Genomic DNA, 25,254 nt, shown 5'->3' on the forward strand with positions numbered 1-25,254 from the left:
GGTCAATTCACACATTTCGGTCCGTTCTGGCCTGCGTCGATCGGCGGGGCGGGCGGTATCGGTGTCGCGGTCGCGGAGGATGTCGCGTCGAGATCGAACATGCCTGCCGCGGCCGAGCCGGGACCAGAATAGTCGCTCGCCAACACCACGCTCACTGTATCCGCCGACACCGTCTTGTCGGCGACCACCGTCAAGCCACCCAGCGCCTGCGCGACCGCCGCCGCCTTCGGGTCGTCGGCGTCGGCGGCCAGCACGCGGCTCGAGCTCACGCTGCCGCCGGTGTAGTTGCCGACCGTGCCTTCCCGGAAGCCCTTGCCCGTCAGGGCCGTGGACACCTTGCCCGCGAGTCCGGTGGCGCCGCCCGCGTTGAGCACGTTCACCGTCACGGTCGAGGTATCGATCTTCGGAGCGGTGTCTTCCTCTTCCTTCTTCTCCTCCCCCACCAGACCCGCGACGAACCTCTGCACCGTCTTCGGGTCGACCTTCACCACCGACTCTCCGGCCGAGGTCATGCTGTTGAGGTCGGAGACGGGAATGGTCTCGAATTCCACCTTGCCGCCGGACAGGTCCTTGAGCTGCTGCAGGAAGGCCAGCACGTCCCAGTCGTCGTCGAGCACGACGGTGCGCCCGACCGCCTCGCTGATCTCGCTGAGCTTGCCCGGATTGGCCAGGGTCTTGGCGTTGAGCAGCTGGCCGACCAATTGCGCCATGAACACCTGCTGACGCACGATCCGGTCGATGTCACCGCGTTCGAGATCGTGGCGCTGGCGCACGAAACTCAATGCCTCCTGACCGTCCAGCCGCTGACGCCCGGCCGGGAAGTCCGCGCCCGACATCGGTTCGTCCACCGCCTGGTTCAGGCACACCTCGACACCGCCCACCGAGTCGGTGAGCAGCACGAAGCCGAGCAGGCTCACCTCGGCGTAGTGATCGACGGTGATGCCGGTCAAGGTCGCGACCGATTTGATCAGCGCCTGCCTGCCCGCCTTGGTCGATTCACGTTCGGCCTCGGCCTCAGACTTGCCGTCGGCGAGCAGTTCGGCGCGTTCGGTCTCCTTGGTCGAGCCGTACGCGGAGTTGATCTTGGCCTTGCCCTGGCCGCCGACATCGACGTAGGAGTCGCGCGGGATGGAGATCGCGGTAGCCGAGCGGCCGTCGTTGGGCACGCGGATCAGCACGATGGTGTCGGTGTTGGTGCCCACCTCGTCGCCCGCGTGCAGCATCGCGCGTTCGGCGTTGGTAAGCGGGTTGCCGTGTGCGTCGGTGCGGCTGTCGACGCCGACGAGCAGGATGTCGACAGCGCCGTCGCGCTCACCGCCGAGGCCGAGGCCGCCGATCCGGTCGATGTTGGCGATCAGGTTATCGACACTGCGCCAGGCGAATCCGGTGAGTGCCAGCACCAGCACCGCCGAAATCGCCACCATCAGTTTGGCCGGACCGAAGGTGCCCGCAGGCGCGCTGACCGGTCTTGTCGACTCTCGCACTCGTGCATCCTCTCGACGAACTCCGCGCCCGGCCCGCTCTTCCCCCGGCAAACTCCGCCTTTGTCGTTAACCCGGGCTCGTCCGAGGACACCGGCCATCACAGGCTAACCAACAGTTACCACACTCGGGCCCAACCGCACGTGCCCCGGCGTGCCAGACTGGCCGCGTGAACGTCGATTTCCCCGCCCCCGCTCACCTGATCGTAACCGGCGCACATGGTCTGCTGGGACGACAGATCCTGCGCCTGGCACCCGAGGCGCGCGGCTTCGGGCGGGCCGAACTCGACATCACCGACCGCGCCGCCGTCGACGCCGTCCTCACCCCGGGGGCCGTACTGATCAACTGCGCGGCCTACACCGCCGTCGACGCCGCCGAAACCGACGTCGACGCCGCCTTCGCCGCCAACACGACCGGACCGGGCGTCCTGGCCGCCGCCTGCGCCGCGGCGGGCGCGCGGCTGATCCACGTGTCCACCGACTATGTCTTCCCCGGGACCGCGCGCACTCCGTACGAACCCGACGACCCCACCGGACCGGACACCGTCTACGGCCGATCCAAGCTCGCCGGTGAGCAGGCGGTGCTCGCGCTGGGCGCCCAGGTCGTGCGCACCGCCTGGGTCTATTCCGGTGTCGAGGGGGATTTCGTCGCGACGATGCGCAGGCTGGAGGCCGAACGCGACACCGTCACCGTGGTGAACGACCAGCTCGGCTCTCCCACCAGCGCCGCCGATCTCGCCGCGGGCCTGCTCGAATTGAGCACCCGCCCCGACGCCCCCCGTGTGCTGCACGCCACCAATTCCGGCACCGCCACCTGGTTCGACCTCGCCGCGGCGGTCTTCACCGACCTGGGCGCCGACCCGAACCGGGTACTGCCGTGCGCGTCCAGCGAATTCCCCAGACCCGCACCGCGCCCGGCGTATTCGGTGCTGTCCCCCGCCGCCTGGAACGCGGCGGGCCTCACCCCGCTGCGCCCCTGGCGTATCGCAGTCACCGACACACTGCGCCGGTTGTCCGACTAGGCTCCGCAGTCGTGAACGCAGCAGACGCAGCCGATTCTCCAGCCACCGCCGGCCTTGCCGTGGTCACGGTGACCTATTCACCGGGTGAGCACCTCGAGCACTTCATCACCACTCTCGCCGACGCGACCAGCGAGAAGCCGCAGGTGATCCTGGCCGACAACGGCTCGACCGACGGCGTCCCCGAACTCGTCGCCGAGGCCAACTCGCACGTGACGCTGCTGCACACCGGCGGCAATATCGGCTACGGCGGCGCCATCAACCGGGCCGTCGCCGAGATCGATCCGTCCATCGAATTCGTCATCCTGGCCAACCCGGACATCCGCTGGGGCGTCGACTCCATCGACAAGATGCTCGAAGCCGCCGCACGCTGGCCGCGGGCGGGCGCGATCGGGCCGATGGTTCGTGAGCCCGACGGCAGCATCTACCCGTCCGCACGCCGGGTCCCCGGCCTCGCCGATGGCGCCGGGCACGCGATCCTGGGCTCGGTCTGGCCGAAGAACCCCTGGTCGGTGCGCTACCGCCAGGAGAACGAGCAGATCTCCGAGCGGGTGGTCGGCTGGCTGTCCGGCTCCTGCCTGCTGGTGCGCCGCGCCGCCTTCGACACCATCGACGGTTTCGACTCGCGCTACTTCATGTACATGGAGGACGTGGACTTCGGTGACCGCATGGGCAAGGCGGGCTGGCACAATGTATTCGTCCCGGACGCCGAGGTGACCCACGCCAAGGGTCATGCCGCGGGCAAGCATCCCGAATTGATGCTGCCCGCCCACCACGCCAGCGCCTACCGCTTCCAGGCGGACCGGCATCCGCACTGGTGGCAGGCACCGTTGCGGGGCGCGTTGCGGGCCGGACTTGCGGTTCGCTCCAAGATTGCGGTTCGATCGGCGCTGCGTGAGCAAGCGCGAACCGGAGCCTGAGTAGGTACCGGTCCACTGTGAACAGGGGAAACTCGATGGCAGGCAATGCAGGCACCGACGCGGTCATCCTCGTCGGCGGACAGGGCACGCGGCTGCGTCCGCTCACCCTCTCGGCGCCCAAGCCCATGCTGCCGACGGCCGGGCTGCCGTTCTTGACCCACCTGCTGGCCAGGATCGCCGAAGCCGGGATCACCCACGTGGTGCTCGGTACGTCCTTCAAGGCCGAGGTCTTCGAAGAGCACTTCGGTGACGGCTCGGAGCTGGGCCTGGACCTGGAGTACGTGACCGAGACCGAACCGCTCGGCACCGGCGGCGGTATCCGCAATGTGCTGCCCAAGCTGCGCGCGGACAACGTGATGGTGTTCAACGGCGACGTTCTCGGCGGCACCGATCTCGGTGCGATCCTCGACACCCACGAGTCGACCAACGCCGACGTCACCCTGCACCTGGTCCGCGTCAGCGACCCGCGCGCCTTCGGTTGCGTGCCGACCGACGACGACGGCCGGGTCACCGCGTTCCTGGAGAAGACCCAGGATCCGCCGACCGACCAGATCAACGCGGGTTGCTACGTGTTCCGCCGCGAGTACATCGAGAAGATCCCGACGGGTCGCCCGGTCTCGGTGGAACGCGAGGTCTTCCCCGCGCTCCTGGCCGAGGGCGCCCGTGTCCAGGGCCACGTCGACGCCTCCTACTGGCGCGATATGGGCACCCCGGAGGACTTCGTGCGCGGCTCCGCGGACCTGGTCCGCGGCATCGCTCCCTCCCCCGCTCTGCCCGGCCAGCGTGGCGAGTCTCTTGTCCACCCCGGCGCGGGTGTGGCACCGGGCGCGCTGCTGATCGGCGGGACCGTGGTCGGGCGCGGCGCGGAAATCGGCGCGGGTGCGCGACTGGACGGCGCGGTGATCTTCGACGGCGCGGTGGTCGAGGCGGGCGCTACCGTCGAACGCTCGATCATCGGCTTCGGTGCCCGCATCGGCCCCCGCGCACTGGTTCGCGACGGTGTGATCGGTGACGGCGCCCATGTCGGCGCCCGCTGCGAGCTCCTGCGTGGCGCCCGGGTGTGGCCCGGCGTGGTCATCCCCGACGGCGGCATCCGCTTCTCCACCGACGTCTGATCCTCGCGACGCCGGGTCACCGCCGATTCCCTCGGCCGGCGACCCGGCGTCGTGCTGTTCACGCGAGCCCATACGCCTCACGGAAGACATTGCGCTCCCTGGCCCGGCGGCCCGGATGCTCGCGTCGCTCGGCCGGATGACCGACCGCCAGCAGCAGCGCGATCGCGAGATCGTCACGGTCGCCGATCCCGATCGTCTTCTTCACCTTCGCTTCGTCCCAGCCGTTCATCGGTGCGGTGGCCAGCCCCAGCTCGGTGGCCGCCAGCATCACGTAGGTCGCCGCGATCATGGCGTCCTTGACCGCGTATTCACGCAGTAGCCCGCGCCGCGCGAGATCGGTCTGGAACTCGTGTGACGCCGAGGCGAACATCTCGATGAACTCCTCGGTCCACGCGCCGTTGCCGCGAGCCTGGTCGTAGACGTCGCGATGGTCCGCGCGCCAGGACTCCGGTTCGGCGACGAACACCAGCATCAGTGGCGCCTCCCGCGATTGGGGCTGGTCACCGGTCGCCCAGGCCAGACCGGCCCGACCTGCCTCGCTCGTGATGGCGACGATGGCGCGATCCTGCAAGTTCCAGCTGGTGGGCGCCTCGATGGCGAGATCGAGCAGCACCTCGAGATCGGTCGTCGAAACCGGATCCGGGCGGTAGTGGCGGACGGTGCGTCGGGTGCGGATCGCTTCGGCGACCGACAGAGTTTTCGATGTCATGCACCCACTATCAGAGAGTCACTCTCCATTGGGAAGTAGGCACTAAATAGTGCGTTACTATCCCCCGATGACAACCTTCGTGGAGTCCTCGGGCCTGCCCGCCGACGCCTACTCGGCGAAGTGCCCGACCCGGCAGGTGCTCGATCACATCGCGGGCAAATGGACGATCCTGGTGATCGACGCGCTCCTCGACGGCACGCAGCGCTACACCGACCTCAGCCGGCGCATCGAGGGCGTCTCCCAGAAGATGCTCACCCAGACGTTGCGCAGTCTCGAGGCCGACGGATTCGTCACCCGCACGGTGTATCCCACGATTCCGCCCAAAGTCGACTACGCGCTCACCGCGCTGGGTCGCAGCCTCGCCGAGCCGATCACCGCCCTGCGGCAGTGGACCGAGACCCACATCAACGAGATCGAACGCGCTCGCGCCGGGTCTAGCTGAAGCCGACGGCGTGGTCGCCCCAGGCGGTGTGGAGGTCGGCGTCGGGGTTGTCCACGATGCGGTCGATGGTGTCGATCAGCAGGGTGGTGCGGGCGGTGGGGCGGTAGCGGGGCCAGTGTTTGGAGCCGTCGATGGCGGCGGGGACACTGTGTTCGGCGAAGGCCAGCCAGCGACGCTGCATGCGGCCCGAGACCGCGACCGAGGCCTTGCGTCCACCGAGCCAGAAGGTGGGGTCGTGGTTCAAGGTGCCGAAATTGCCGAAGACATACGGTAATTCGGTGGCGTGACCGGCTCCCACCCTGGCCGCCTTCAACATCGGGGTGGCGTAGTCGAAGCGGTACATCCAGGTCGGCGAATGCTGGGCATGCCCCTCGGCGACCCAGGCCGCGGGCATCCGGAAGGCCGCGTCGGTCGACATCGCCAGTGCGCCACGGGTTTTGGTGAGGTCAGGGTAGGCGGAGGTGATCTCGGCGATCCGCTCGGGCGACATCTCCGGATGCGAGGCGGCGACGTCGCGCAGCATCGCGTTCACCGCGTCGGGCGTCACCGGCATGATCGGTGAGCGCAGCACCCGAAACAGCGACGCCTCATCGCGATTGGTGCCGATCAGCAACGGCACCCGATGCGAATGCCCCTGCTGGAATCGGTCGATCGGATAGCCGGGCAACAGGTCCGCGTCGACGACCGGTGCCGCGGCGAGCCTGCCCGGTTCCTTGATGGGCACCTCGTCCAGCAGCACGGACCCGATCTCGACGAGCTGTTCGATCGGCAATTCCAGCAACCGATTCGCCTCGCCGGGCCCGAGTTCGAGCAGCTCGAGATAGCGCTGTCCGACGACCGCCGCCCGTTCCTGCCCGAAAACCGTGGTAGCGGGCGGACTCTGGGCGATCGCCTTGTGGAACAGCCCGGCCGCGGCGGGCGAGGTGAGCAGCGCGGTGACGCATCCCGCGCCCGAGGACTCACCGAAGAGGGTCACGTTGCCCGGATCACCACCGAAGGCGGCGATATTGTCTCGCACCCACGCGAGGGCGGCGAGCTGATCGTGCAGGCCGAGGTTCGCGGTGAACTGCTCACCGAACGAGGACAGGTCGAGGAAGCCGAACACCCCGATGCGGTAGTTCACCGAGACGACCACCACGTCGCCCGCCTCGGCCAGCTTGCGTCCGTCGTAGATGGTCTGGGCGGCGGTGCCGAGGCAGTAGGCGCCGCCGTGCACCCAGACCATGACCGGACGCGGTGCGTCGTCGCTGGGCTCAGGCCGCGGTGACCAGACGTTGACCCACAGACAGTCCTCGCCCATCTGCAGGTCGGAATCCACCGGCACCATCGCACCCATGGCCTGCGGTGCGATATCGCCGAACACCACGCAGTCGCGCACGCCGTCCCAGGGTTTCGGGGGTTCGGGTTTCGCGAAACGAGCGGGCCCAGCGGGAGCGGCGGCGTAGGGAATGCTGCGCCATACGGCGACCGGTCCATCCCAGGTTCCACCGACCGTGCCGTACTCGGTCTCTGCCAGTGGGTCGGCATCACGGGTCCGCGTGTCCGGGTCGAAATCGGGCTGAATGCTCATCGCACACCTCCTAGCCGGCACGACCGCACGGGTGCCTGTGTATTTGCTCCCGCTGGTCGCAGCACCTGGTGACTTCCTACGAGCGTACGTGGATACCGCCCGAACGCGTGCCCTACGCGCCATTTCCGCAGGTAACAGTTACTCCGCGGTACACGCGAAAGTCCCGTTCCGCGCCGGCACCCGGCGGTCGTGACGCGGGTTCGGCGGCGGATGCCGCCCCTGCCCACCACTCCCGGGTGGACCGAGGTCGGCCGCCAGCCGGATCTCCCCCACCGGACAGCGGCCGACCTCTCGCCGATTAGCTGGAAATGTGCTGGGCTTCGTCACCGACATAGGCGGCCCACAGGCGCCGATACGGTCCATCGACGGCCACCAGCTCGGCATGAGCGCCGATCTGCACGAGCTTGCCCCCGCCGACCACCGCGATCAGATCGGCATCAGCGGCGGTGGCGAGCCGATGCGCGACGACGATCGTGGTGCGGCCCGCGGTCAGCACGTCGACCGCGGCACGCACCCGTGCCTCGGTGGCCAGATCCAGCGAGGCGGTGGCCTCGTCCAGGATGAGGATGTCCGGGTCGATGAGCTGCGCCCTGGCCAATGCCAGCAGCTGCCGCTGCCCGGCCGACAGACTGCGCCCGTGCGCGCCGATCGGCTGGTAGTACCCGTGTTCGAGCGCCGCGATCATCTCGTGCGCCCCGACCGCGCGGGCGGCCCACTCGATCTCGGCGGGCTCGGCATCGGGGTTGCCGTAGGCGATGGCCTCGCGCACGGTGTCGCCGAACAGGAACGGCTCCTGCGGGACGACACCGAGACGTTTGCGGAAGTCGCGCAGCCGGAACCGGCGGATGTCGACACCGTCGACGAGAACCGCTCCCTCGGTCGGGTCGTAGTACCTGGCGAGCAGCTTGACCAGCGTCGATTTGCCCGCCCCGGTCTCTCCCACCAGGGCCACCTTCTGGCCCGGCTCGATCCGCAGGTCCAGTCCGTCGAGCACCGTGCGAGCCCGCGACGAGTACCCGAAACTCACCGCGCGCAGTTCGATCGCGCCGTCCAGGCCGGTCACCGGGAGCGGATCGGCGGCCTCGGGGGTGTCGACGGGGGTGCGCAGCAGGTCACCGATGCGGTCGACGCCGACCACCGCCTGCTGATAGCTGTCGAACACCTGCGAGAGCTGCTGGATCGGGGCGAACAGCAACTCGATGTAGAGCAGGAACGCGATGAGCGTGCCCGCGGTGAGCACGTCGTCGCGCACCTGGTGTACGCCCACCGCGAGCACCGCGGCCGTGGCGATCACCGACATCAGCTCGATGCACGGGAAGAACACCGCCATCAGCACCTGCGAACGCAGCCGCGCGTCGCGATAGGCCCACGACCGGCGCTCGAACTCGTTCTGGTTCACCGACTCCCGGCGGAACGCCTGGGTGACGGTGATGTTGTCGACGTTCTCCTGCAGATACGCGTTGACGGCGCTGACCCGCTCCCTGGCCAGGTTGTACGCGGGAATCGACGCGCGCCGGAAGGCCACGGTCGCCACACCGAGCACCGGCAGCAACACGAGGACCACCACGGCCAGCTCGGCGTCGATCACCAGGAGTGCGGCGACCACGCCCGCGATGGTGACCGTGCTGGTGAGCGCGGTGGCCAGGCCGGTCTGCAGAAACGCCGACAGCCCGTCCACGTCGGTGGTCATCCTGGTCATGATCCGGCCACCGAGCTCGCGCTCGTAATACTGCAGGCCGAGCCGTTGCAGGTGGGCGAAGGTCTTGAGCCTCAGACCGTAGAGCAGCCGCTCCCCGACCCGCCCGGTGACGCGCACCTGGGCGACGCTGATCGCCCAGTCCACCACCACGACCACGATCGCCAGCGCGGCCGCGCCGATCACCACGTCGCGCGCACCGGCCAGGACGCCGTGATCGATGCCGTAGCGCACCAGGAACGGGATCAGCACCTGGGCGATGGCGTCGAGTCCGACCAGACCGAGTCCGGCGAGCAGCGGCCAGGTGAACGGGCGAAGCAGTCGCGGCAGGGAGAACGCGGTGTCCGGGGTGTGGGAGAACGACGGGTCGACCTCGGGTTCGCCGGACACCGGCGGCAGCCGGTCGAGCAGGGCGACGATATCGCCGCTGGGTGGCGCGCTCGCCATCATGCCCCCGCCCGCGCCACCGCCGGGACCCGCGGGCGCGCCGGCCGAGCGCCGCGCGAACGCCTTGGCCAGGTGTTCCATCGTGCGGTCGTCGTCGGAGTCGACTTCCGGTGCCACCCAGAGCTCTTCGGTGGCGACCCGCGTGCTGTCGCGATGCGGATCGACGCCGATGCCGACGACTTCCGGCGGCGTGAACAGTGCCCGGAACAGCTCACCGGACTGCTGCAGTTCGCGCAGTGTACCCAGTTCGGCGACGCGACCGCCGTCGAGAACCGCGACCCGATCGGCGAGCGCCAGGGTCGAGACCCGGTGCGCGACGACGATGGTCGTACGCTTGCGCAGCTCGGCGCCGATTCGCCGGTAGATCTGTTCCTCCACCTGGGCGTCGATGGCGGAGGTGGCGTCGTCGAGCACCAGGACCGGCGCCTCGGTGAGCAGGGCCCGGGCGAGCGCGATGCGCTGGCGCTGACCACCCGAGAGCCGTTGTCCGCGTTCACCGATGGTGGTGTCGATGCCCTGCGGCAGGGCGGTGACGAATTCGTCGGCCGCGGCCAGATACAGCGCGTGCCAGACCTGTTCGTCGCTCGCGTCGGGTCTGCCGTAGGCGACGTTGGCCCGGATCGAATCGGCCATCAGGTGCGTGTCCTCGAAGACCATCGCCACCTGCGCGCGTGGGTCGGGCAGCATTCGCAGGTCGATCCCGTCGAAACGCACCGCGCCGGAATCGGGCTCGAGCAGGGCGGGCAGCAACGACACCAGGATCGACTTGCCACTGCCCGCACCACCCGCGACGGCGACGGTCTCGCCCGAGCCGATCCGCAGGTCGACGCCGTCCAGGATCATCGTGTCGTCGAAACCGAAAGTGACCGCGTCGAATTCGATCAACGGCGGCTCGGTGGCGCCGAGTCCGCTCGAGACGGCGACCGGCGTCCCCGTCGCGCCGGGCGCCGCGCCCGCGTCGTCCGGCGCTTCGATCACCTCGCGCACCCGGTCGAGGGACGCCTTGCCCTGCTGGCTCACGGTCAGCAGCATCGAGAACTGCCGCACCGGCCCCACGAAAGCGCCCAGATAGGTCATGAACGCGAGAAACGTGCCGAGCGTGATGGATTGGCGCAGCGCGAGCAACCCGCCGACGATCAGGATCAGCGCCTGCCCCGCCGCGGGCACCGCCTGCACGACGGGGGTGAACCGGCTGGTGATCCGGGCGACCCGCAACCGCGACCGGTACAGCACCCGCGCACGCGCGCCCAGCTGATCCAGCTCGTATTGCTCCTGCCCGAAACCCTTCACCACCCGCACACCGGCCACGGCGGCCTCGACCTGCATCGCCACTTCGGCGGCTCGCGCCTGCGCGTCCCAGTTCGCGGGGAACAGTTGACGCTGGCTGCGCCGGGTGACGATCCACAGCCCCGGCAGCACGACCAGCGCGATCACGGTGAGCGCAGGCGACATCACGGCCATCAGCACCAGCACCGCCAGCAGCAGCGCCACATTGCCCGCGATCATCGGGATGAGCTGCAGGAACATCTGGATCAACGTGACATCGGTGATCGCCCTGCTCACCACCTGCCCGGTGCGCAACTGTGCCTGCTCGCGCCCGTTGAGCCGCAGCAACGCGGCGAACAGGTCGCGGCGCAGGTCGTGTTGCACCCCCAGCGACAGCTCGGAGGAGGCCACCCGGCGCGCGTACGACGACGCGAACCTGGCCACCCCGATCACCAGCAACAGCACCACCCACGGCGTCACCGACGCCGCGGTGGCACTGAGCGTGTCGACCACATGCCGCACCACCAGCGGCAGCGCCGCGGTGAGCAGCGCCGCCGCCAGCGCACCGGTGTAGCTGACGATCACCAGCCGCCGGTGCTCGAGACAGCGACGGGTCAGGTACCGGATCCAGTCCGATCTCATCGGGCGGCCACGAGCGCGTCCGCGTCGTCGAACTGGTTCGCCGGTCGCGCGAGACCGTAGTGGCCGCGCAACGTGGTCTCGGTGTACTCGGTGCGGAACAGGCCGCGCTCCTGCAGGATCGGGACCACCTCGTCGACGAAGCGCTCGAGCCCCGAGGGCAGTACCGCGGGCATGATGTTGAAGCCGTCGGCGGCGCCCTGGCGGAACCAGTCCTCGATGGCGTCGGCCACCTGGACCGCGGTGCCCGCGAAGGTGCGGTGCCCGCGTCCGCCACCGAGCCGGGCGATCAGCTCGCGCACCGTGAGCCGTTCGCGCCGAGCCAGATTCACGATCAGGGTGAAGCGGCTCTTGGCGCCCTCGATGTCGTCCTCGGTGGGCAGCTCCTCGGGGAGCTCACTGTCGAGGTCGAGCTCGTCGACGGGCAGCTTGAACCGCTCGGCGAGTTGCTTGCGCGCGTATTCGGGCGAGATCAGCCGCGCCAGTTCCTCGTCGAGTGCGCGGGCCTGCTCCTCGGTGTCGCCGATGATCGGGACGATGCCGGGCAGGATCTTGATGCTCTCCGGGTCGCGGCCCGCGGCGACGGTGCGGGCCTTGAGGTCGGTGTAGAAGGCCTTGGCATCGTCGAGCGTCTGCTGCGCGGTGAACACGGCTTCGGCGTAGCGGGCGGCGAACTCCTTGCCGTCCTCCGATGATCCCGCCTGCACCAGCAGCGGATATCCCTGCGGGGAACGCGGCAGGTTCAGCGGGCCGTCCACTCGGAAGTGCTCGCCGTGGTGCAGGATCTTGCGCACCTTCGAGGCATCGGTGTGGATGCCGAGTTCCTTGTCGGCCAGGATGGCGTCGTCGTCCCAGCTGTCCCACAGTTTCGTTGCCACGTCGACGAATTCGGCGGCCTTCTCGTAGCGCAGCCGATGGTCGGGGGTGTCGTCGAGACCGAAGTTGCGGGCCGCGTCGGCACCGGCGGTGGTGACGATGTTCCAGCCTGCCCTGCCGTTGCTCGCCCAGTCCACGGAGGCGAACCGGCGGGCGAGGTTGTAGGGGTCGTTGTAGCTGGTGGAGGCCGTGGCGATGAGGCCGATCCGGCTGGTCTGCACGGCGACCGCGGTCAGGATGACGGTCGGCTCCAGCTTGCCGCTCGGCCGACGACCGGGGTCGCCCATCAGTACCGGGCTGTCGGCGAAGAAGATCGAGTCGAGCTTGCCGCGCTCGGCGGTCTGGGCGAGCCGGACGTAGTAGTTGATGTCGGTGTGCGCGTGGGGATCGCTCTCCGGCAGCCGCCAGGCCGCCTCGTGGTGACCGACCGACATCAGGAAAGCGTTGAGGTGCAGTTTCTTCGACATGATGGGTGCCTTTCAGGCCGCGGTCTCGGCAAGCCCGAGTGCGGTGAGCAGAGTGCGGCGGATGCGCTGGAACGCGGGCTGGCTCGGATCACGCTCGCCGGGCAGGTCGACCGGAATGTCCACCGCGAGCTTTCCGTCGTCGAGCACGATCACCCGGTCGGCCAGCGCGACAGCCTCGTCGACATCGTGGGTGACCAGCAGCACGGTCGGACGATGCCGGCTGATCAGGTCGCGCAGCAGAGCGTGCATCTTGATCCGGGTGAGCGCGTCGAGCGCGCCGAAGGGTTCGTCGGCCAGCAGCAGATCCGGTTCGCCGACCAAGGAGCGGGCCAGCGACACTCGTTGCTGCTCACCACCGGAGAGCTCTCTGGGCCAGGCGCGTTCCCGACCGGCCAGGCCGACCTCGGCCAGGACCTGCTCGCCGGCGGCGCGGCGCGTGCGCGGCTGCCCGTAGAGCACGTTCGGCAGCACCCGCTGCCAGGGCAGCAGCCGTGAATCCTGGAACACCACCGAGGTCTTCGCCGGGATGCGCAGTGTGCCGCCGCCGTCGACGTCGTAGTCCAGCCCGGCGAGCGCCCGCAGCAACGTGCTCTTGCCGGAGCCGCTGCGTCCGAGCAAGGCGACGAACTGACCGGGCGCGATGGTCAGGTCGATCGAGTCGAGCACCGTGCGATCGCCGAATCTTCGCGTCAGCGAGCGCACTTCGACACCCGCGACCTTCGGCTCGCTCACCCCGCGATAGTGCGTCGCCACGACAGCACCCTCCGTTCCACCAGGCGGATCGCCGAATCCGAGGCCAGGCCGAAGACGGCGTAGACGACCAAGCCGACCAGGATCACATCGGCCTGCCCGTAGTTCTGCGCGTTCGACATCATCTTGCCGAGACCGTCGATGGCGTTGACCGTCTCGACCACGATCAGCACCAGCCAAGCACTGGTGACCGACATCCGCAGACCGAGGAAGAAGCCGGGCAGCGATCCGGGCAGCACCACGCTGCGAATGAACTCCGCGCGTGAAACGCCCTGCACCTCCGACAGTTCCACCAGCTTCTGGTCGATCGTGGTGAGTGAGGCGTGGGTCTGGATGTACATGTGCACGACCACGCCCAGGGTGATGAGCACGAGCTTGAATTCCTCGCCGATACCGAGCCACAGGATCATCAGCGGAATCAGGCCGAGGGTGGGAATCGCCCGCTTGATCTGGACCGGGCCGTCGATGAGCGATTCACCCCACCGGGAAAGTCCCGCGATCACGGCGAGCGTGGTGCCGATGAGCACGCCGAGGACCATGCCGATCAGCACCCGTTGCAGCGACACCCCCAGGTTGGCCAGCAGTGGCCCGTCGACCAGCAACTCCCAGCCGGTCGCCAGGACAGTCCACGGCGCTGACAGTTTGCGCGGGTCGATCAGTTCGAGCAGTGAACCCGCGGCCCAGGCCGCGACCACCAGGACCACACCGAGCAGGCGGGCGGCGGGGAAGGCCTTGCGCAGTCCGAGCCGGCGCAGCGTGCGCCGCTCGACGAATCCGTCACCGGACGGTGCGGAAACCGGAATCGCGGTGCGAGACAGGGCGATGGTCATTGCTGCCCCTTGGTGCGATACGGCGCCGGCACCGCGTCGAACGCGATCTTCTCGAATCGGCGGTCGAACAGTTCGCCGGCGGGGAAGGAATTACCGAAGAAACCGGCTTTGGTCACCAGATCGATCGTCTCCTGTTCCCAGGTGATCGCCTCGTTCCAATTCTCCGGGAAATACGGCTTTTCCGTCGTGGCGACAATGCGTTTGCCGTCCTCGGCCGAAACCGACTGATCTTTGACGTAGTACGCGTCGATCCATTCCGTGGGATGCTCCCAGGCCCAGACTTCGCCGCGTGCCCAGAATTTCACGAATTCGGCGACGGCAGCGGCTTTGCTGTCGTCACGCAGCACCGAGGTCGGCGCCCACAGCACGGTCAGCGCGTCGACGGCGGGAGTGTCGATCGCGGTGGCGCCGTCGACGCGGTACTTGTCGAGGTATTTGGTCAGAGTCGGTTCGCCGAACGGGGCGACATCGATTTCCTTGGCCTGCAGGGCAGTGAGGAACTTCGTGCTCGGCAGCTCCACGAGCTGCACCTCGTCGGTGCGGATGCCCGCCGCCTTCAGCGTGCGCAACACCACCAACCCCTGCGCCTGGCCCGGCGAGAAGCCGATCTTCTTCCCGCGCAGCCCATCGAGGTTGGTAAAGGTCGATCCGGGGGCGGTGGCCAGCTTGTACAGCGGGGTCGTGCGCACCTTGACACCGACGATCTTCGCGTCGAGCCCGCTGGCGTGCGCGTGGATCGGCGGAATGCCCGCGTTGGTGGCCAGGTCGACCGAGCCACCGCGGAAAGCCTGGATGACATCGGGGCCGGCCTGCACGGCGGGCCACGACGACACCGTGAACCCGAGCTTGTTCAGTTCTCCCGACGCGGTCAGCGCCACTTTGGCGGTATTGGCCGCGACCGCGAGCGAGACCCCGGCGGGGACCTGGGTGGGCAGTGGATTCGTCAGCGCGACGCCGCCCTCGTCGCCGGTGGCGCAGGAGACCGCGAGCAGCGAAGCCGCCGCGGCGAGAAGTGCTATTCGTCGAATATTTTTACGCAAGGTGATTTCCCGAATTTGATGGAAGAATTGTCGGCGACGGAATTCGAACCGCGACAACACAGCACATCCGACGTAACCCGGGCGACGCCGGACTGCATTTTGTTCATAGTGTCAACTGTCGCGGGTGACGCCGCTTCCGGTCAATATTCGACTGTCTTAAAATAACCACGAATCAAACTGCCTGCGCGACAACCGTGCTCAGGGGATCACTGAACAACTCCTGCAACACCACTCCGGCCGCCGCCATCACCAGCACCTGACCGGGGAACGTCGACGCGAAGATCACCTCGGACGGGTCGGCGCCGATGGTCGAGTGGGCGCGCACCGCGTCGTCGTAGGCTTCGCGGACGCCGGGAACCGTGATCAGGCCACGGTCGATCAGCACCAGCGCTTCCGGGTCGATCAGATCGATCAGTGCCGCGGCGACCTCGCCCATCACCGTGGCGCGCTCGACGAAGTACTCGCGTTCCGGGCCACCCGCCGCGGCCGCCGCCACCAGTTCGGGGAAGCCGTCGTACCGGCCGGCCGCTTCGGCACGCGCCAGCAACGCGTGGTCACCCAGAGCCTCGAGCGCGAATCTGTCGGTCGTGCCGAGCAATCGGGCGATCGAGCCCGCCCCGAAATGTGGCCCGCAGTGGACGCGGCCGTGCACGGCGATGGCGGCGTCGATGACATTGCCGACGAACAGCACGATCGAGCTCGCCGAGCCACGCAGGCGTCCGTAGAGCTGCTCGGCGTGCACCGTCGCGCGGGTATGGCTGTCCACACTGACCGGTAAACCCGTTCGGGCACTCAGGTATTCGCGCACCGGCACATCACGCCAGCGCAGATAGGAGTGTTCGACGACCGAACCGGTGGCGGTGTCGACACGGCCGCCGATCGCCACCCCGAGCCCGCGGATCCGCACCTGGTCGGCAAGGGCGGCCCCGACCGCGCGCACTCGCTCCAGCACGGCGTCGAGGATGTCGTACGGGGCATGGGTGCGATGGGGCACCTGCTCGCTGTGCAGCACCGCACCGGCGATGTCGACCACCGCGACGGTGATCTGCACCGCCGCGATGTGCACCGCGATCACCACATTGCCGCCCGCGTCCAGCGCGATCGGACTGTGTGGCCTGCCCACGCCACCCGGCCCGGGTGACTCCGGCAGTTCGACGAGCAGTCCCGCCTCGACCAGCGCCCGGCTCTGCCAGGTGACCGTGGCCGGGGAAACCCCGGCGTGTCTGGCCACCACGCTGCGCGGTGCCGACCCGAGGTCGAGCACCGCCCGCAATACCGCCCCCGCGCTACTGTTCGCCATGCGCCACCTCGCCATCACCGCTGTTCGCTCACGGTACGGAGCGCAGCGGCCACGACGAAGCGTTCAGCGCAGCGTGATCGCAAGCATCGGCCTTACACTGGGCCGATGCCGAACTACAGCTTCCGGTGTCGCTCCTGTGGCGACACGTTCGACGTCAACCGGCCGATGGCGCAGTCCTCGGATCCGGCCACGTGCCCGGTCGGCCACGACGACACCGTCAAACTGCTCACCACCTTCGCGGCGGTGGGACGCGGCTCGGCGCCCGCCCCCGCGCCCGCGCCACGTCCGGCGGGTGGGGGCTGCTGCGGTGGCGGCGGCTGCTGCTGACCCCGCCGGTTGGCCGGCCGTCAGTCGCGGCGGTCGACGTGGCCGAGGTCGCGATCGGGTGCGATCCGGTCGCGCACGCGCTGCTTGAGGACGGCGATATCGGGAAAACCGCCGTCCGCCTTGCGTTCCCAGAGTTGTTCGCCGTCGAGGGTGATGCGGAAGATGCCGCCCTGACCGGGCACGAGCGCCACCTCACCGAGTTCGGTGGCGAACGTGGTGAGCAGTTCCTGCGCCATCCAGCTCGCGCGCAGCAGCCAGCGGCATTGGGTGCAGTATTCGATCGCGATACGGGACACCCGAGCAGTATCCCCTGATCAGGCCTGGAATGTCCCGTCGAGGTAGACCCAGGCCCTGTCGACCCGCACGAAGGTACTCAGCTCGTGCATCGTGTCCCGCGCGCCGTCGAGTGTGTAGTGGGCGATGAACTCCACGGTGCCGTTGTCGTCGAACGGCCCGCCACGCTGCGTGCCCACGATTTCGAGGAACAGCCATCGCTGGTCCGGATCGAGGTCGAGCTCGGCCGGGCGGGTACTGGGGTGCCACGAGCGCAGCAGGTAGTCCACATCGCCGACGACGTAGGCGGTGTAGCGCGAACGCATCAGCGTCTCCGCGGTCGGCGCGGCCTTCTCCCCGGCCAGAATCGGTCCACAGCAGGCATCGAACGACTCACCTCGACGACACGGACACGCTCTCACTTCACCCATACCGTCATCCTGCCGGACCCAACCCCCACGCCACGCACAGGTCCGCTCGGTCCGCTGGGCGCTGGTCACCCGAACGGCTGGTGCGCGAGGGGCGCGAGCTCCAACGCCCGCGCCAGCTCCGCGGTCTGATCCCGCCAACGCCGCAGATCGGTGACACTGGGCGCCATCTCGTAGTCGAGATGATGCGCCGCCCGCGACAGCGCCGCCCACAACGCACCGACCTGACCGGCGGTCTCCGGCCCCGCGTACACCCGCAACGCGAGCAGCTGCGCCCGCATCGGACACCGCATCAGCTCCGGCGCCACCTGCGCCCACAGCTGGTCCACCGCCTGCTCGAGCGCCAACCGCAGGATCCAGGCCACCGCCCGCGACCACACCCCGCCGGCGTCCGATACCGACCCGTCCAACAGGTTCTCGGCGGCTTCCAGCCGCTGCGCCACCGAGGGCCGTGGGCTGAACTTCGCGCGAGCCGGCCTGCCGCGACGATTCACGACCCCACCGTACCGGCACGGGAGCGCGCGGCCATCACCTCTCGTCGGCCGCGAAGACGCCTACCGGAGTCTCCGGCGAGCCCACTCATGGGCGCACCGCCGCCGGCTCGTGCGCCCGCAGCCAGGTGATGAATCGTTCCGTGTCACTGATCAACTCGCGCATCGGACGATCGATCGGCACGTGCGCTCCCGCGGTCGCATCGCGAAGGACGCCGACGAGCCAGCGTCCGCCGACCGCGCTCAGGTGCTTGTTCAGGTCGTCCACGCGGGCGCCGACACCCATGATGGCGAGGGTGATCATGGCACGGGTGGTGTGCGCGTTGCGCACGCGCCGCTCCACTTCCCCGTGCTCGAGGCCCACCGCCAGGAGTTCCTGGCGGGCTTTCGCCAGCCCGGCCGCTTCGATCGCCGAACGGCAGCAGGTAGCGACGAGCTCATCGGCGATCGCCGGGGGGAGTTGCGGTGTGCGCAGCAGGGATCGGGCATCGTCGAGATAGCGGCGGACCGGGTCGCCGGTCACCCTGACCTCGACGATCGACCGCTCGCGACGCTGCACCTCGAGCACTGTCGCGTCGAGCTGCATGCGGCGCACCGCCTCGGCGAGGCGCTCGTCATGGGTGAACACCACCACCTGCCGCGAGGCCGCCACCTCGGCGAGCACCCTGGCCAGCCCGTCCACCTTCGCGGGATCCATCGCCTGCACCGGGTCGTCGATCATCACGAACCGGAAAGGGCTGTGCGCCACCGTGGCTCGCGGCAGGAACAGCGACAGTCCGAGCGCGTGCAGCTCCCCCTGGCTCATCACGCCGAGCGCCGCGCCGTCCACCTCGTCGACGGTCACATCGAGCAGCACCCGCCGCGCTGTGCCCGCGCTGCCCTGCAACCGAATCGCCCCGAGCTCGACATTGCTCTGCTGCCGCAGGGTGCTCCACACCCACCGTGCCGTGGTCTCCAGCGGCCGCATCCGCTCCTCGCGGATCGTCGCCGTCGCCGCCTTGAGCCACTCGGCCGCCTTCTTCACCACCCGCAGCTCGCTCGCGTGGTCGGCGACGGCGCGGGCGGGGTCGAGCCACGCGAGAACGCGCGGGACCAACGGCGACCACACCGCGTCCAGCCGGTCCAGTTCGGTGCGCGTATACCGTTGCAGTGCAGCGAGTTCCGCGGTGAGGTCGGCGTGAATCGTGCGCAGCCGGTCCGGGAGCCGGCCTTCGTAGTCGGCCGTCGCGAGCGCGGCCCACTCCGACCAGAGCTGTCCGACGATGTCGCGCTGTTTACGCAACGAGTCCGACGTGGCGTACGGCGCCGGCGCATCCGCCCGGCGACCCGCCGGATCGAACGCCGGCCCCGAGAGACTCACTGCGCCGACACCGACCGCGATTGCCGAACCGAACTCGATCGGCAGGTCTGCGGGGAGGTTGCGGGCCGCTGTCAGAGCCGTGTCGAATTCCGCCGTGGCCGCCTGTAGGGCCGCGAGTTCCCGAGTGCGGTAGGCGATTTCGGTATCGGCGGCGGCGAGCCAGTCGGCGTCGAGTTCGTCGCGTCCACAGACCGGGCAGGGGCACGAACCTGCCGTCGAGACGTGTGCGCGCGCCCGCGTGAGCAATTCGAGCACTCGCAGATCGGCTTCGGTATCGACGGTCTCGTGGCGCGCCACATTCCGGGCCGCTTCGGCGAGTCGATCGGTCGTGGCGGCAACCCGCGCGACATCGGGCAACGACAGACGCAGGATCGCGCGCAAACCCTCCGGCCCGTCGATGCCGAGGACCGAACCGGCCACCGCGCCCGCCACCGCGTCGAGATCGGGGTCCGGCGTGCGCAGCAGGTCGGCCACGGCACGGGCCCGTTCGTCATCGGCCTCGGCCAGCTCGACCAGCAGGTCGGCGCGGGACTGGCGCGAATCCTTCACGGCGCGTTCGAGTTCCAGCTTGCGCAATCGGATCTGTTCGGCCGCGGCGGCCAGCTCGTCCAGGCCGAGCAGGCGATGCAGCGCGTCGAACAGGTCGCTCGGCTTCCCGTCGACGAGCGCGCCGAGCTCGCTGTAGGACAGGAACGGCCGGTACAGATCGAGTCGCCTGCGCCGTCCGTGCGGGTCGACCGAGGCCGCCGGTTCGGATCCACGCCGCTCGGTCCACCGCGCGTCGGCCAGGTCCGCACTCGGGTCCCAGCTGGTCGCGACCGAGAGTGCGGGGTCGTCGCCCGCCGTGAGCAGCTCGACGTCGATCCGGGCGGTCTCGGGTTCGTGCAGGTTGCGCCATCCCTCGCGCCAGGTGGTCGAGCGACCGTCCCAGCGGCGATTCCCGCCGGTCAACGCGAATTCCGCGGCCTCGGCGAAACTCGATTTCCCGCTGCCGTTGCGACCGACCACCAGGGTCAGGCCGGGCCCCGGATTCAACCGCAGCGTCGCCGCGGGACCGATTCCCCGGAAACCCTGCACGGTGATCGACCGCAGAAAGACCCCGGTATCACCGGAATCCGTTGCGGCCGAGTCACCGTCGACAGCTGTGAGCGCGGCGAGCACGCAATCGGCGACCCGTTCCTCCACTGCCGGGTCGGCGGCGAGCTCGCGCGCGACCACCTCGGCGATCCGATCCGAGCACACTTGCGACATCCCCCTTCGCGTCGGCGCGCAACGCGGCGATCCTGGTTGAAACGCTACCCGATCGCCGGATGTTCGCCCAGGGGATGCGCAGGGCCCTCAGCGAATCTGCCCGCGGGAGTGGAATGGCCATCGCGGCGCCACGGCGGGCCCTCGATGTCCACCCCTCGCCCACCCCGGCGGGCAGCTCGATGAGGTGTTCACACCCGCGTTACGCTGCGTCGAGCAGCGCGGGCGGTCCGGGCGGTGCCGAACAGGTCAGAATGCCAGAGATCGCCACCCAGGGCAAGAGCTGGAGCACGAATTTGCCGCGGCACCAGTGTTTTCCGAGCGTTACGCCGCCGGGTCCGCCAGTTGTCGGTGGGTTGCGGTAGATATTCGGCGAACACGAGAACGGGGGAACCGATGACCGAGCAACGCACACCGTGGACCGAGGACCAGGTCCGCGCGCTCGCGCCCGATGCGAGCTCACTGGCTGCCGCACGCAAGCTGGCCGGTCGCTGGCGCGAGACCGGCACCGCGGGCAATGCGGTGTGGGGGCTGTGTCAGGGCAGCGGCGCCAAGCCGTATCAGGCGATCGTCGACCTGGACGGGCCCGCGTACAAGTGCTCGTGCCCCAGCCGCAAGTTCCCGTGTAAGCACACGCTGTCGCTGTTGCTCACGTGGTCGAGTGGCCAGACCCCCGTCCAGCAGGCACCCGCCGACTTCGCGGCCGAGTGGCTGGCCGGGCGGGCCGCGAAGGCCGCCGCGCCGGCGAAGGCCAAGGCCGCGAGCACGCCGTCGCAGGCCACCGTCGAGCAGCGACGGGCGCGGGTATCCGCCGGGCTCACCGAACTGGAGGTCTGGCTCACCGACCAGATCCGAACCGGGCTGGCCCAGACCGACCGTTCGTACGCCGCGTACGAGGCGATCGCGGCCCGGATGGTCGATGCCCAGGCGCCCCGCATCGCCGAGGCCCTGCGCAGGCTGCCCACCGCGGTCGTCACCACCGAACACTGGCCCGAACTGCTGTTGCGCGAGTACGCCCGCCTGCACCTGCTGGTGCTGGCCCATCGCAGGCTCGACGCCCTCCCCGAACCGCTGCGGGCGGGGATCCGCACCCATATCGGCTACCCGACGTCGGCCGAGTCGGTGCTGAACGAGCCCGCGGTGCGGGATCGCTGGCTGGTGCTCGGCATGCGGGCGAGCGAGGAGGAGCGACTGCACACGCGCCGCACCTGGCTGCGCGGTCGCGGTAGCGGACGGTGGGCCCTACTCATCGAACATTCCTTCGCCACCCCGAATTTCACCGGCGAGGTGCCCGCACCCGGCAACGAGGTGGACGCCGAACTGCACTATTACCCCGGCGCGGTGTCCCTGCGCGCGCAGTGGGGCACCCGCCACGGCGCACCCGAACCCTTCACCACCGTCCCCTCGGTCGGCGGCGCCACGATCGACGACGCGCTCGACGCCTACGCGGGTGCGTTGAGTGCGGATCCGTGGCTGCGTTCCTGGCCCGCGCTGCTCACCGATGTCGTGCCGGTGCTCGACGAGACCGGATGGCAGCTCGTCGCATCCGACGGCACCGCGCTACCGCTGGCCGCGGGCGCGCGCCCGTGGCGGCTGGTCGCGGTCGCGGGCGGTCACCCGGTGACGGTGTGCGGCGAGTGGCGAGCCGACGGCTTCGACCCGATCTCGGTGTTGTGTGCAGGCGAGGTGAGCGACCTGGAAAACGAATTCCCCACCGAAACCACCCCGACCCCCGCGCTGGCCGAACTCGTCTCGGTGGCGCTGCTCGGTACCGCCCGGCGCAGCGCCGACGGTGTCCACCTCGACTCCGCAGTCGCCGCCGCCGTTCCGCAGCACGCGGGCGAACCGGCCACCCGGCTGCTCCACACCGCCGCGCTACAAGATCTGTATCTGCGCGGCGGACAACTCCCCCGTACCGCGGCGAAACCCGAACCCGCCGTCGATGATCCGCGCCCGCTTCTGCCGCGCCCCGCCGCCGACCGCCTCAGCCGCCTCCTCGCGGACAAGTCCCCGTTCTTGACCGAATGGTTCACTGCGGCAACACCATTCGACTTCCGCCTGCCCGATGTGCTGTGTGTCCAGGCGCTCTCGGCGGCCTCCGACACCACGCTGCGTCCGCCACTGCTGCGACTGGCAGGCCGCCGCGGACGCTGGCTCGCCGCGCGCAACCCGGCATGGGCGAAACTGGTCGACGAGTTCCCTGCCGACGTTGCCACATCGTCGGCGGAGGGGAAAACCCGCAACAGCCGGCCGGAGCTGACGGCGAGCGTCGCCGACATCCAGGTCGACACGGACGCGAGCACGACCCGGAGCGCCGGGCCGACAACGTCCCCAGATCACGATGCCGATTCCGGCACCACTGCCGACTCGGGCTCCGGTACGGAGCCGGGCGCGCCCGCTGTCCACGATGTCTGGTTGTTCGGCACATCCGGCGAGCGAAAGGACTGGTTCGCGCGTACCCGCCGGGCCGATCCGGCCGCGGCGCTGACCGTGTTGACCGCTGCGTGGCCGAAGGAGTCGGGGCCGGTGAAGGCGGAGCTGCTGGGGCTGCTCGCCGAGGGGCTGAGTCCGGCCGACGAAGCCCTGCTCGAGCGGGCCCTCGACGACCGGCGCGGTGATGTCCGGCGCACCGCCACGACGCTGTTGAACAAGCTGCCGGATGCCGCTTTCGGGCGGCGGATGGCGGCGCTGGTGGCGTCGTGGATCCGGGTGGCGGACGACGGGACGGTAGACGTACGGGTACCCGCGGAGCTCGACACGCAGGCCCGGCGCGACGGCATCACCGATGCGACCGATCAAGCGAAATTGCGCTGGGACACCCCTGATTCGACGATCACGACGCTGCACCAGGCGATCGCCGCCACTCCGCTCACCGCATGGTCCTCGATCGTGCGGGCCCCCGGCGGGCAGACCCCGACCACCGCGTTGACCCTGTCGCTGCCGCCCCGCTACGCCAAGGCGATCGTGGACGGCTGGGTCGATGCCACGCTCGCCCAGCACGACACCGCGTGGGCCCGTGCGCTGTTCGCCCACGCGACCCCGACCGAGCAGGCGGTGCTGCGGCGTCGCGAACTGTTCACGCTGCTCGATGCCGCCGACCGGGTCGAGCACGTGCTCGACCTGGACGCGCACCAGCTCAACGAACTACACGCGATCCTCCCCGGCCTCGATCATCCGTGGCCGCAACCCGTCGCCGACCATGTGCTGCGGTTGCTCGGCGAGCGCGCCCGCACCACCGCGCGGCAGCCGCACGCCAGTGCGGGCGTGTACACCGACCGGGCGCTGCTCACGGCCGCGAGCGTCCACCTGCCTGTCGAACTCGCGACGCGCGTCAGCGCGCTCGCCGACACCACCGACGATCCCGCCTGGCACCAGGCATTCCACCGACTCGCCCACGATCTCACCGATCGTGCCACCATGCTCGAGGAGCTGCGTTGACCACCATCGAACCCTCCACCACCCTGCTGCGTCCCCACGCCGAACAGGCCTTCGCCGACGAATTGGCCGCCCTGGACCGCGTCGACGATCGCGTGCGCCCGCCGTCCTGGAAACTGTCGCCGTGGGCCGTGGTCACCTACATTCTCGGCGGCACCCTCGACGACGGCACCGTGATCACACCCAAATATGTCGGCCCGCGCCGGCTGATGGAGGTCGCGGTCGCCACCCTCGCCACCGACCGCGCCCTGCTGCTCCTCGGGGTGCCCGGCACCGCGAAAACGTGGGTTTCCGAACATCTTTCGGCCGCCATCAGCGGCGAGTCGACCCTGCTCGTGCAGGGCACCTCCGGTACGGCGGAAGAAGCGATCCGCTACGGCTGGAACTACGCCCGCCTGCTCGCCGAGGGGCCGAGCGACGCCGCTCTGGTCGCGTCACCGGTGATGACCGCTATGCGCACCGGCGCCATCGCACGCATCGAGGAGCTCACCCGCATCCCCTCCGATGTGCAGGACGCGCTGATCACCATCCTGTCCGAGAAGACCCTGCCGGTGCCCGAACTCGGTGGGGAAGTACAGGCGGCCAAGGGTTTCAACGTCATCGCCACCGCCAACGATCGCGACCGCGGCGTCAACGATCTCTCCTCGGCCCTGCGGCGCCGCTTCAACACCGTGGTGCTGCCGCTGCCCGCCGACGAGGATTCCGAGGTCGCCATCGTCAGCCGTCGCGTCGAACAGCTCGGCGCCGCACTGGAATTGCCGACCGTTCCCGCCGCCGCCGAGGAAGTCCGCCGCGTGGTGCGGGTCTTCCGCGAACTGCGCTCCGGCATCACCGCCGACGGCCGCACCAAGCTCAAATCCCCCTCGGGCACCCTGTCCACCGCCGAGGCGATCTCGGTGATCACCAACGGCCTCGCCCTGTCCGCCCACTTCGGCGACGGCGTGCTGCGCGCCTCCGACATCGCGGGCGCCGTGCTCGGCTCGGTGATCAAGGACCCGGTGGCCGACACCGTGATCTGGACCGAATACCTCGAGGCCGTGGTCCGGGAACGCCCCGACTGGGCCGACTTCTACCGGGCCTGCCGCGAAATCGCCGGCTGAGAACCGCCCGAAGGGGAGGACGGAAC

At 69.4% G+C, this 25,254-nt stretch carries 20 protein-coding genes; 7 read left to right on the top strand and 13 right to left on the bottom strand.

Translation table 11 applies throughout. From position 1 onward, the window contains the following. Positions 1-2: 2 nt before the first annotated feature. Positions 3-1,424, bottom strand: coding sequence for an LCP family protein (locus tag ACWGCN_RS19250; protein WP_378993568.1), 1,422 nt, complete (start codon positions 1,422-1,424; stop codon positions 3-5). 226 nt (positions 1,425-1,650) lie between these two features. On the opposite strand from ACWGCN_RS19250, the gene rfbD reads away from it, so the two are divergent. Genes rfbD through ACWGCN_RS19265 form a run of 3 tightly spaced genes read left to right on the top strand, consistent with a single transcriptional unit; the run spans position 1,651 to position 4,534 of the window. Next, positions 1,651-2,502 (top strand): dTDP-4-dehydrorhamnose reductase, encoded by an 852-nt coding sequence (gene rfbD, locus ACWGCN_RS19255; RefSeq protein WP_452457711.1) that lies wholly within the window; start codon positions 1,651-1,653, stop codon positions 2,500-2,502. Positions 2,503-2,513: 11 nt separating this feature from the next. Beyond that, positions 2,514-3,419 carry a glycosyltransferase family 2 protein gene (locus ACWGCN_RS19260; RefSeq protein WP_379317961.1) on the top strand — a complete coding sequence of 302 codons (906 nt, stop codon included), beginning with the start codon at positions 2,514-2,516 and terminating at the stop codon, positions 3,417-3,419. Positions 3,420-3,454: 35 nt separating this feature from the next. Beyond that, the gene (locus ACWGCN_RS19265; RefSeq protein WP_378993504.1) at positions 3,455-4,534 is read left to right on the top strand and encodes a mannose-1-phosphate guanylyltransferase; all 1,080 of its coding nucleotides are present in this window, start codon (positions 3,455-3,457) and stop codon (positions 4,532-4,534) included. 58 nt (positions 4,535-4,592) lie between these two features. On the opposite strand, the gene ACWGCN_RS19270 is transcribed toward ACWGCN_RS19265, so the two are convergent. Beyond that, positions 4,593-5,243, bottom strand: coding sequence for a nitroreductase family protein (locus tag ACWGCN_RS19270; RefSeq protein WP_379317119.1), 651 nt, complete (start codon positions 5,241-5,243; stop codon positions 4,593-4,595). 67 nt (positions 5,244-5,310) lie between these two features. Here ACWGCN_RS19270 and ACWGCN_RS19275 point away from each other — a divergent pair, with 67 nt between their 5' ends. After that, complete coding sequence (locus tag ACWGCN_RS19275; RefSeq protein WP_452457710.1) at positions 5,311-5,685, top strand: winged helix-turn-helix transcriptional regulator; 375 nt, start codon at positions 5,311-5,313, stop codon at positions 5,683-5,685. Here ACWGCN_RS19275 and ACWGCN_RS19280 read toward each other — a convergent pair. From ACWGCN_RS19280 to ACWGCN_RS19310, 7 genes are all read right to left on the bottom strand, one after another. Beyond that, the gene (locus tag ACWGCN_RS19280) at positions 5,678-7,255 is read right to left on the bottom strand and encodes a carboxylesterase/lipase family protein (protein ID WP_452457709.1); all 1,578 of its coding nucleotides are present in this window, start codon (positions 7,253-7,255) and stop codon (positions 5,678-5,680) included. The two genes, ACWGCN_RS19275 and ACWGCN_RS19280, sit on opposite strands and share 8 nt — an antisense overlap. Before the next feature lie 298 nt (positions 7,256-7,553). Continuing rightward, positions 7,554-11,306, bottom strand: a complete 3,753-nt coding sequence (locus ACWGCN_RS19285) for an ABC transporter ATP-binding protein (RefSeq protein WP_452457708.1) — start codon at positions 11,304-11,306, stop codon at positions 7,554-7,556. Next, complete coding sequence (locus ACWGCN_RS19290) at positions 11,303-12,646, bottom strand: LLM class flavin-dependent oxidoreductase (RefSeq protein WP_378993498.1); 1,344 nt, start codon at positions 12,644-12,646, stop codon at positions 11,303-11,305. Before ACWGCN_RS19290 ends, ACWGCN_RS19285 begins: the two co-directional genes overlap by 4 nt. Positions 12,647-12,658: 12 nt before the next feature. Beyond that, on the bottom strand, positions 12,659-13,378 hold the full coding sequence (locus ACWGCN_RS19295; RefSeq protein ID WP_452457707.1) for an ABC transporter ATP-binding protein: 720 nt from the start codon (positions 13,376-13,378) through the stop codon (positions 12,659-12,661). Next, a complete protein-coding gene (locus tag ACWGCN_RS19300) occupies positions 13,375-14,226 on the bottom strand; it encodes an ABC transporter permease (protein ID WP_379311950.1) in 852 nt (283 codons plus the stop codon). Before ACWGCN_RS19300 ends, ACWGCN_RS19295 begins: the two co-directional genes overlap by 4 nt. Next, a complete protein-coding gene (locus ACWGCN_RS19305) occupies positions 14,223-15,266 on the bottom strand; it encodes an ABC transporter substrate-binding protein (RefSeq protein ID WP_452457706.1) in 1,044 nt (347 codons plus the stop codon). Before ACWGCN_RS19305 ends, ACWGCN_RS19300 begins: the two co-directional genes overlap by 4 nt. A gap of 172 nt (positions 15,267-15,438) precedes the next feature. Next, positions 15,439-16,566 carry an ROK family protein gene (locus ACWGCN_RS19310; protein WP_452457705.1) on the bottom strand — a complete coding sequence of 376 codons (1,128 nt, stop codon included), beginning with the start codon at positions 16,564-16,566 and terminating at the stop codon, positions 15,439-15,441. A 105-nt stretch (positions 16,567-16,671) separates the two neighbouring features. On the opposite strand from ACWGCN_RS19310, the gene ACWGCN_RS19315 reads away from it, so the two are divergent. Further along, entirely contained in the window at positions 16,672-16,893 is a 222-nt protein-coding gene (locus tag ACWGCN_RS19315) for an FmdB family zinc ribbon protein (protein ID WP_378916873.1), read from the top strand. 20 nt (positions 16,894-16,913) lie between these two features. Here ACWGCN_RS19315 and ACWGCN_RS19320 read toward each other — a convergent pair whose 3' ends face one another. The 4 genes from ACWGCN_RS19320 to ACWGCN_RS19335 all read right to left on the bottom strand — a co-directional run bounded on the left by ACWGCN_RS19320 (position 16,914) and on the right by ACWGCN_RS19335 (position 20,687). After that, positions 16,914-17,189, bottom strand: coding sequence for a SelT/SelW/SelH family protein (locus ACWGCN_RS19320; RefSeq protein WP_378993489.1), 276 nt, complete (start codon positions 17,187-17,189; stop codon positions 16,914-16,916). A gap of 18 nt (positions 17,190-17,207) precedes the next feature. Next, the gene (locus tag ACWGCN_RS19325; protein ID WP_378993488.1) at positions 17,208-17,597 is read right to left on the bottom strand and encodes a YchJ family protein; all 390 of its coding nucleotides are present in this window, start codon (positions 17,595-17,597) and stop codon (positions 17,208-17,210) included. 65 nt (positions 17,598-17,662) lie between these two features. Next, on the bottom strand, positions 17,663-18,088 hold the full coding sequence (locus tag ACWGCN_RS19330) for a hypothetical protein (protein ID WP_170112314.1): 426 nt from the start codon (positions 18,086-18,088) through the stop codon (positions 17,663-17,665). 85 nt (positions 18,089-18,173) lie between these two features. After that, on the bottom strand, positions 18,174-20,687 hold the full coding sequence (locus ACWGCN_RS19335) for an AAA family ATPase (protein ID WP_452529066.1): 2,514 nt from the start codon (positions 20,685-20,687) through the stop codon (positions 18,174-18,176). 402 nt (positions 20,688-21,089) lie between these two features. Between ACWGCN_RS19335 and ACWGCN_RS19340 the strand changes: the two genes are divergently transcribed. Both ACWGCN_RS19340 and ACWGCN_RS19345 read left to right on the top strand, forming a co-directional pair. Continuing rightward, positions 21,090-24,131: a DUF5691 domain-containing protein gene (locus ACWGCN_RS19340; RefSeq protein ID WP_452457703.1), complete on the top strand. Its 3,042-nt coding sequence runs from the start codon at positions 21,090-21,092 to the stop codon at positions 24,129-24,131. Further along, entirely contained in the window at positions 24,128-25,228 is a 1,101-nt protein-coding gene (locus tag ACWGCN_RS19345) for an ATP-binding protein (protein ID WP_378632496.1), read from the top strand. Before ACWGCN_RS19340 ends, ACWGCN_RS19345 begins: the two co-directional genes overlap by 4 nt. The last annotated feature ends 26 nt before the right edge of the window (positions 25,229-25,254 follow it).

The sequence above is a fragment of the Nocardia sp. NPDC055050 genome, assembly GCF_053608345.1.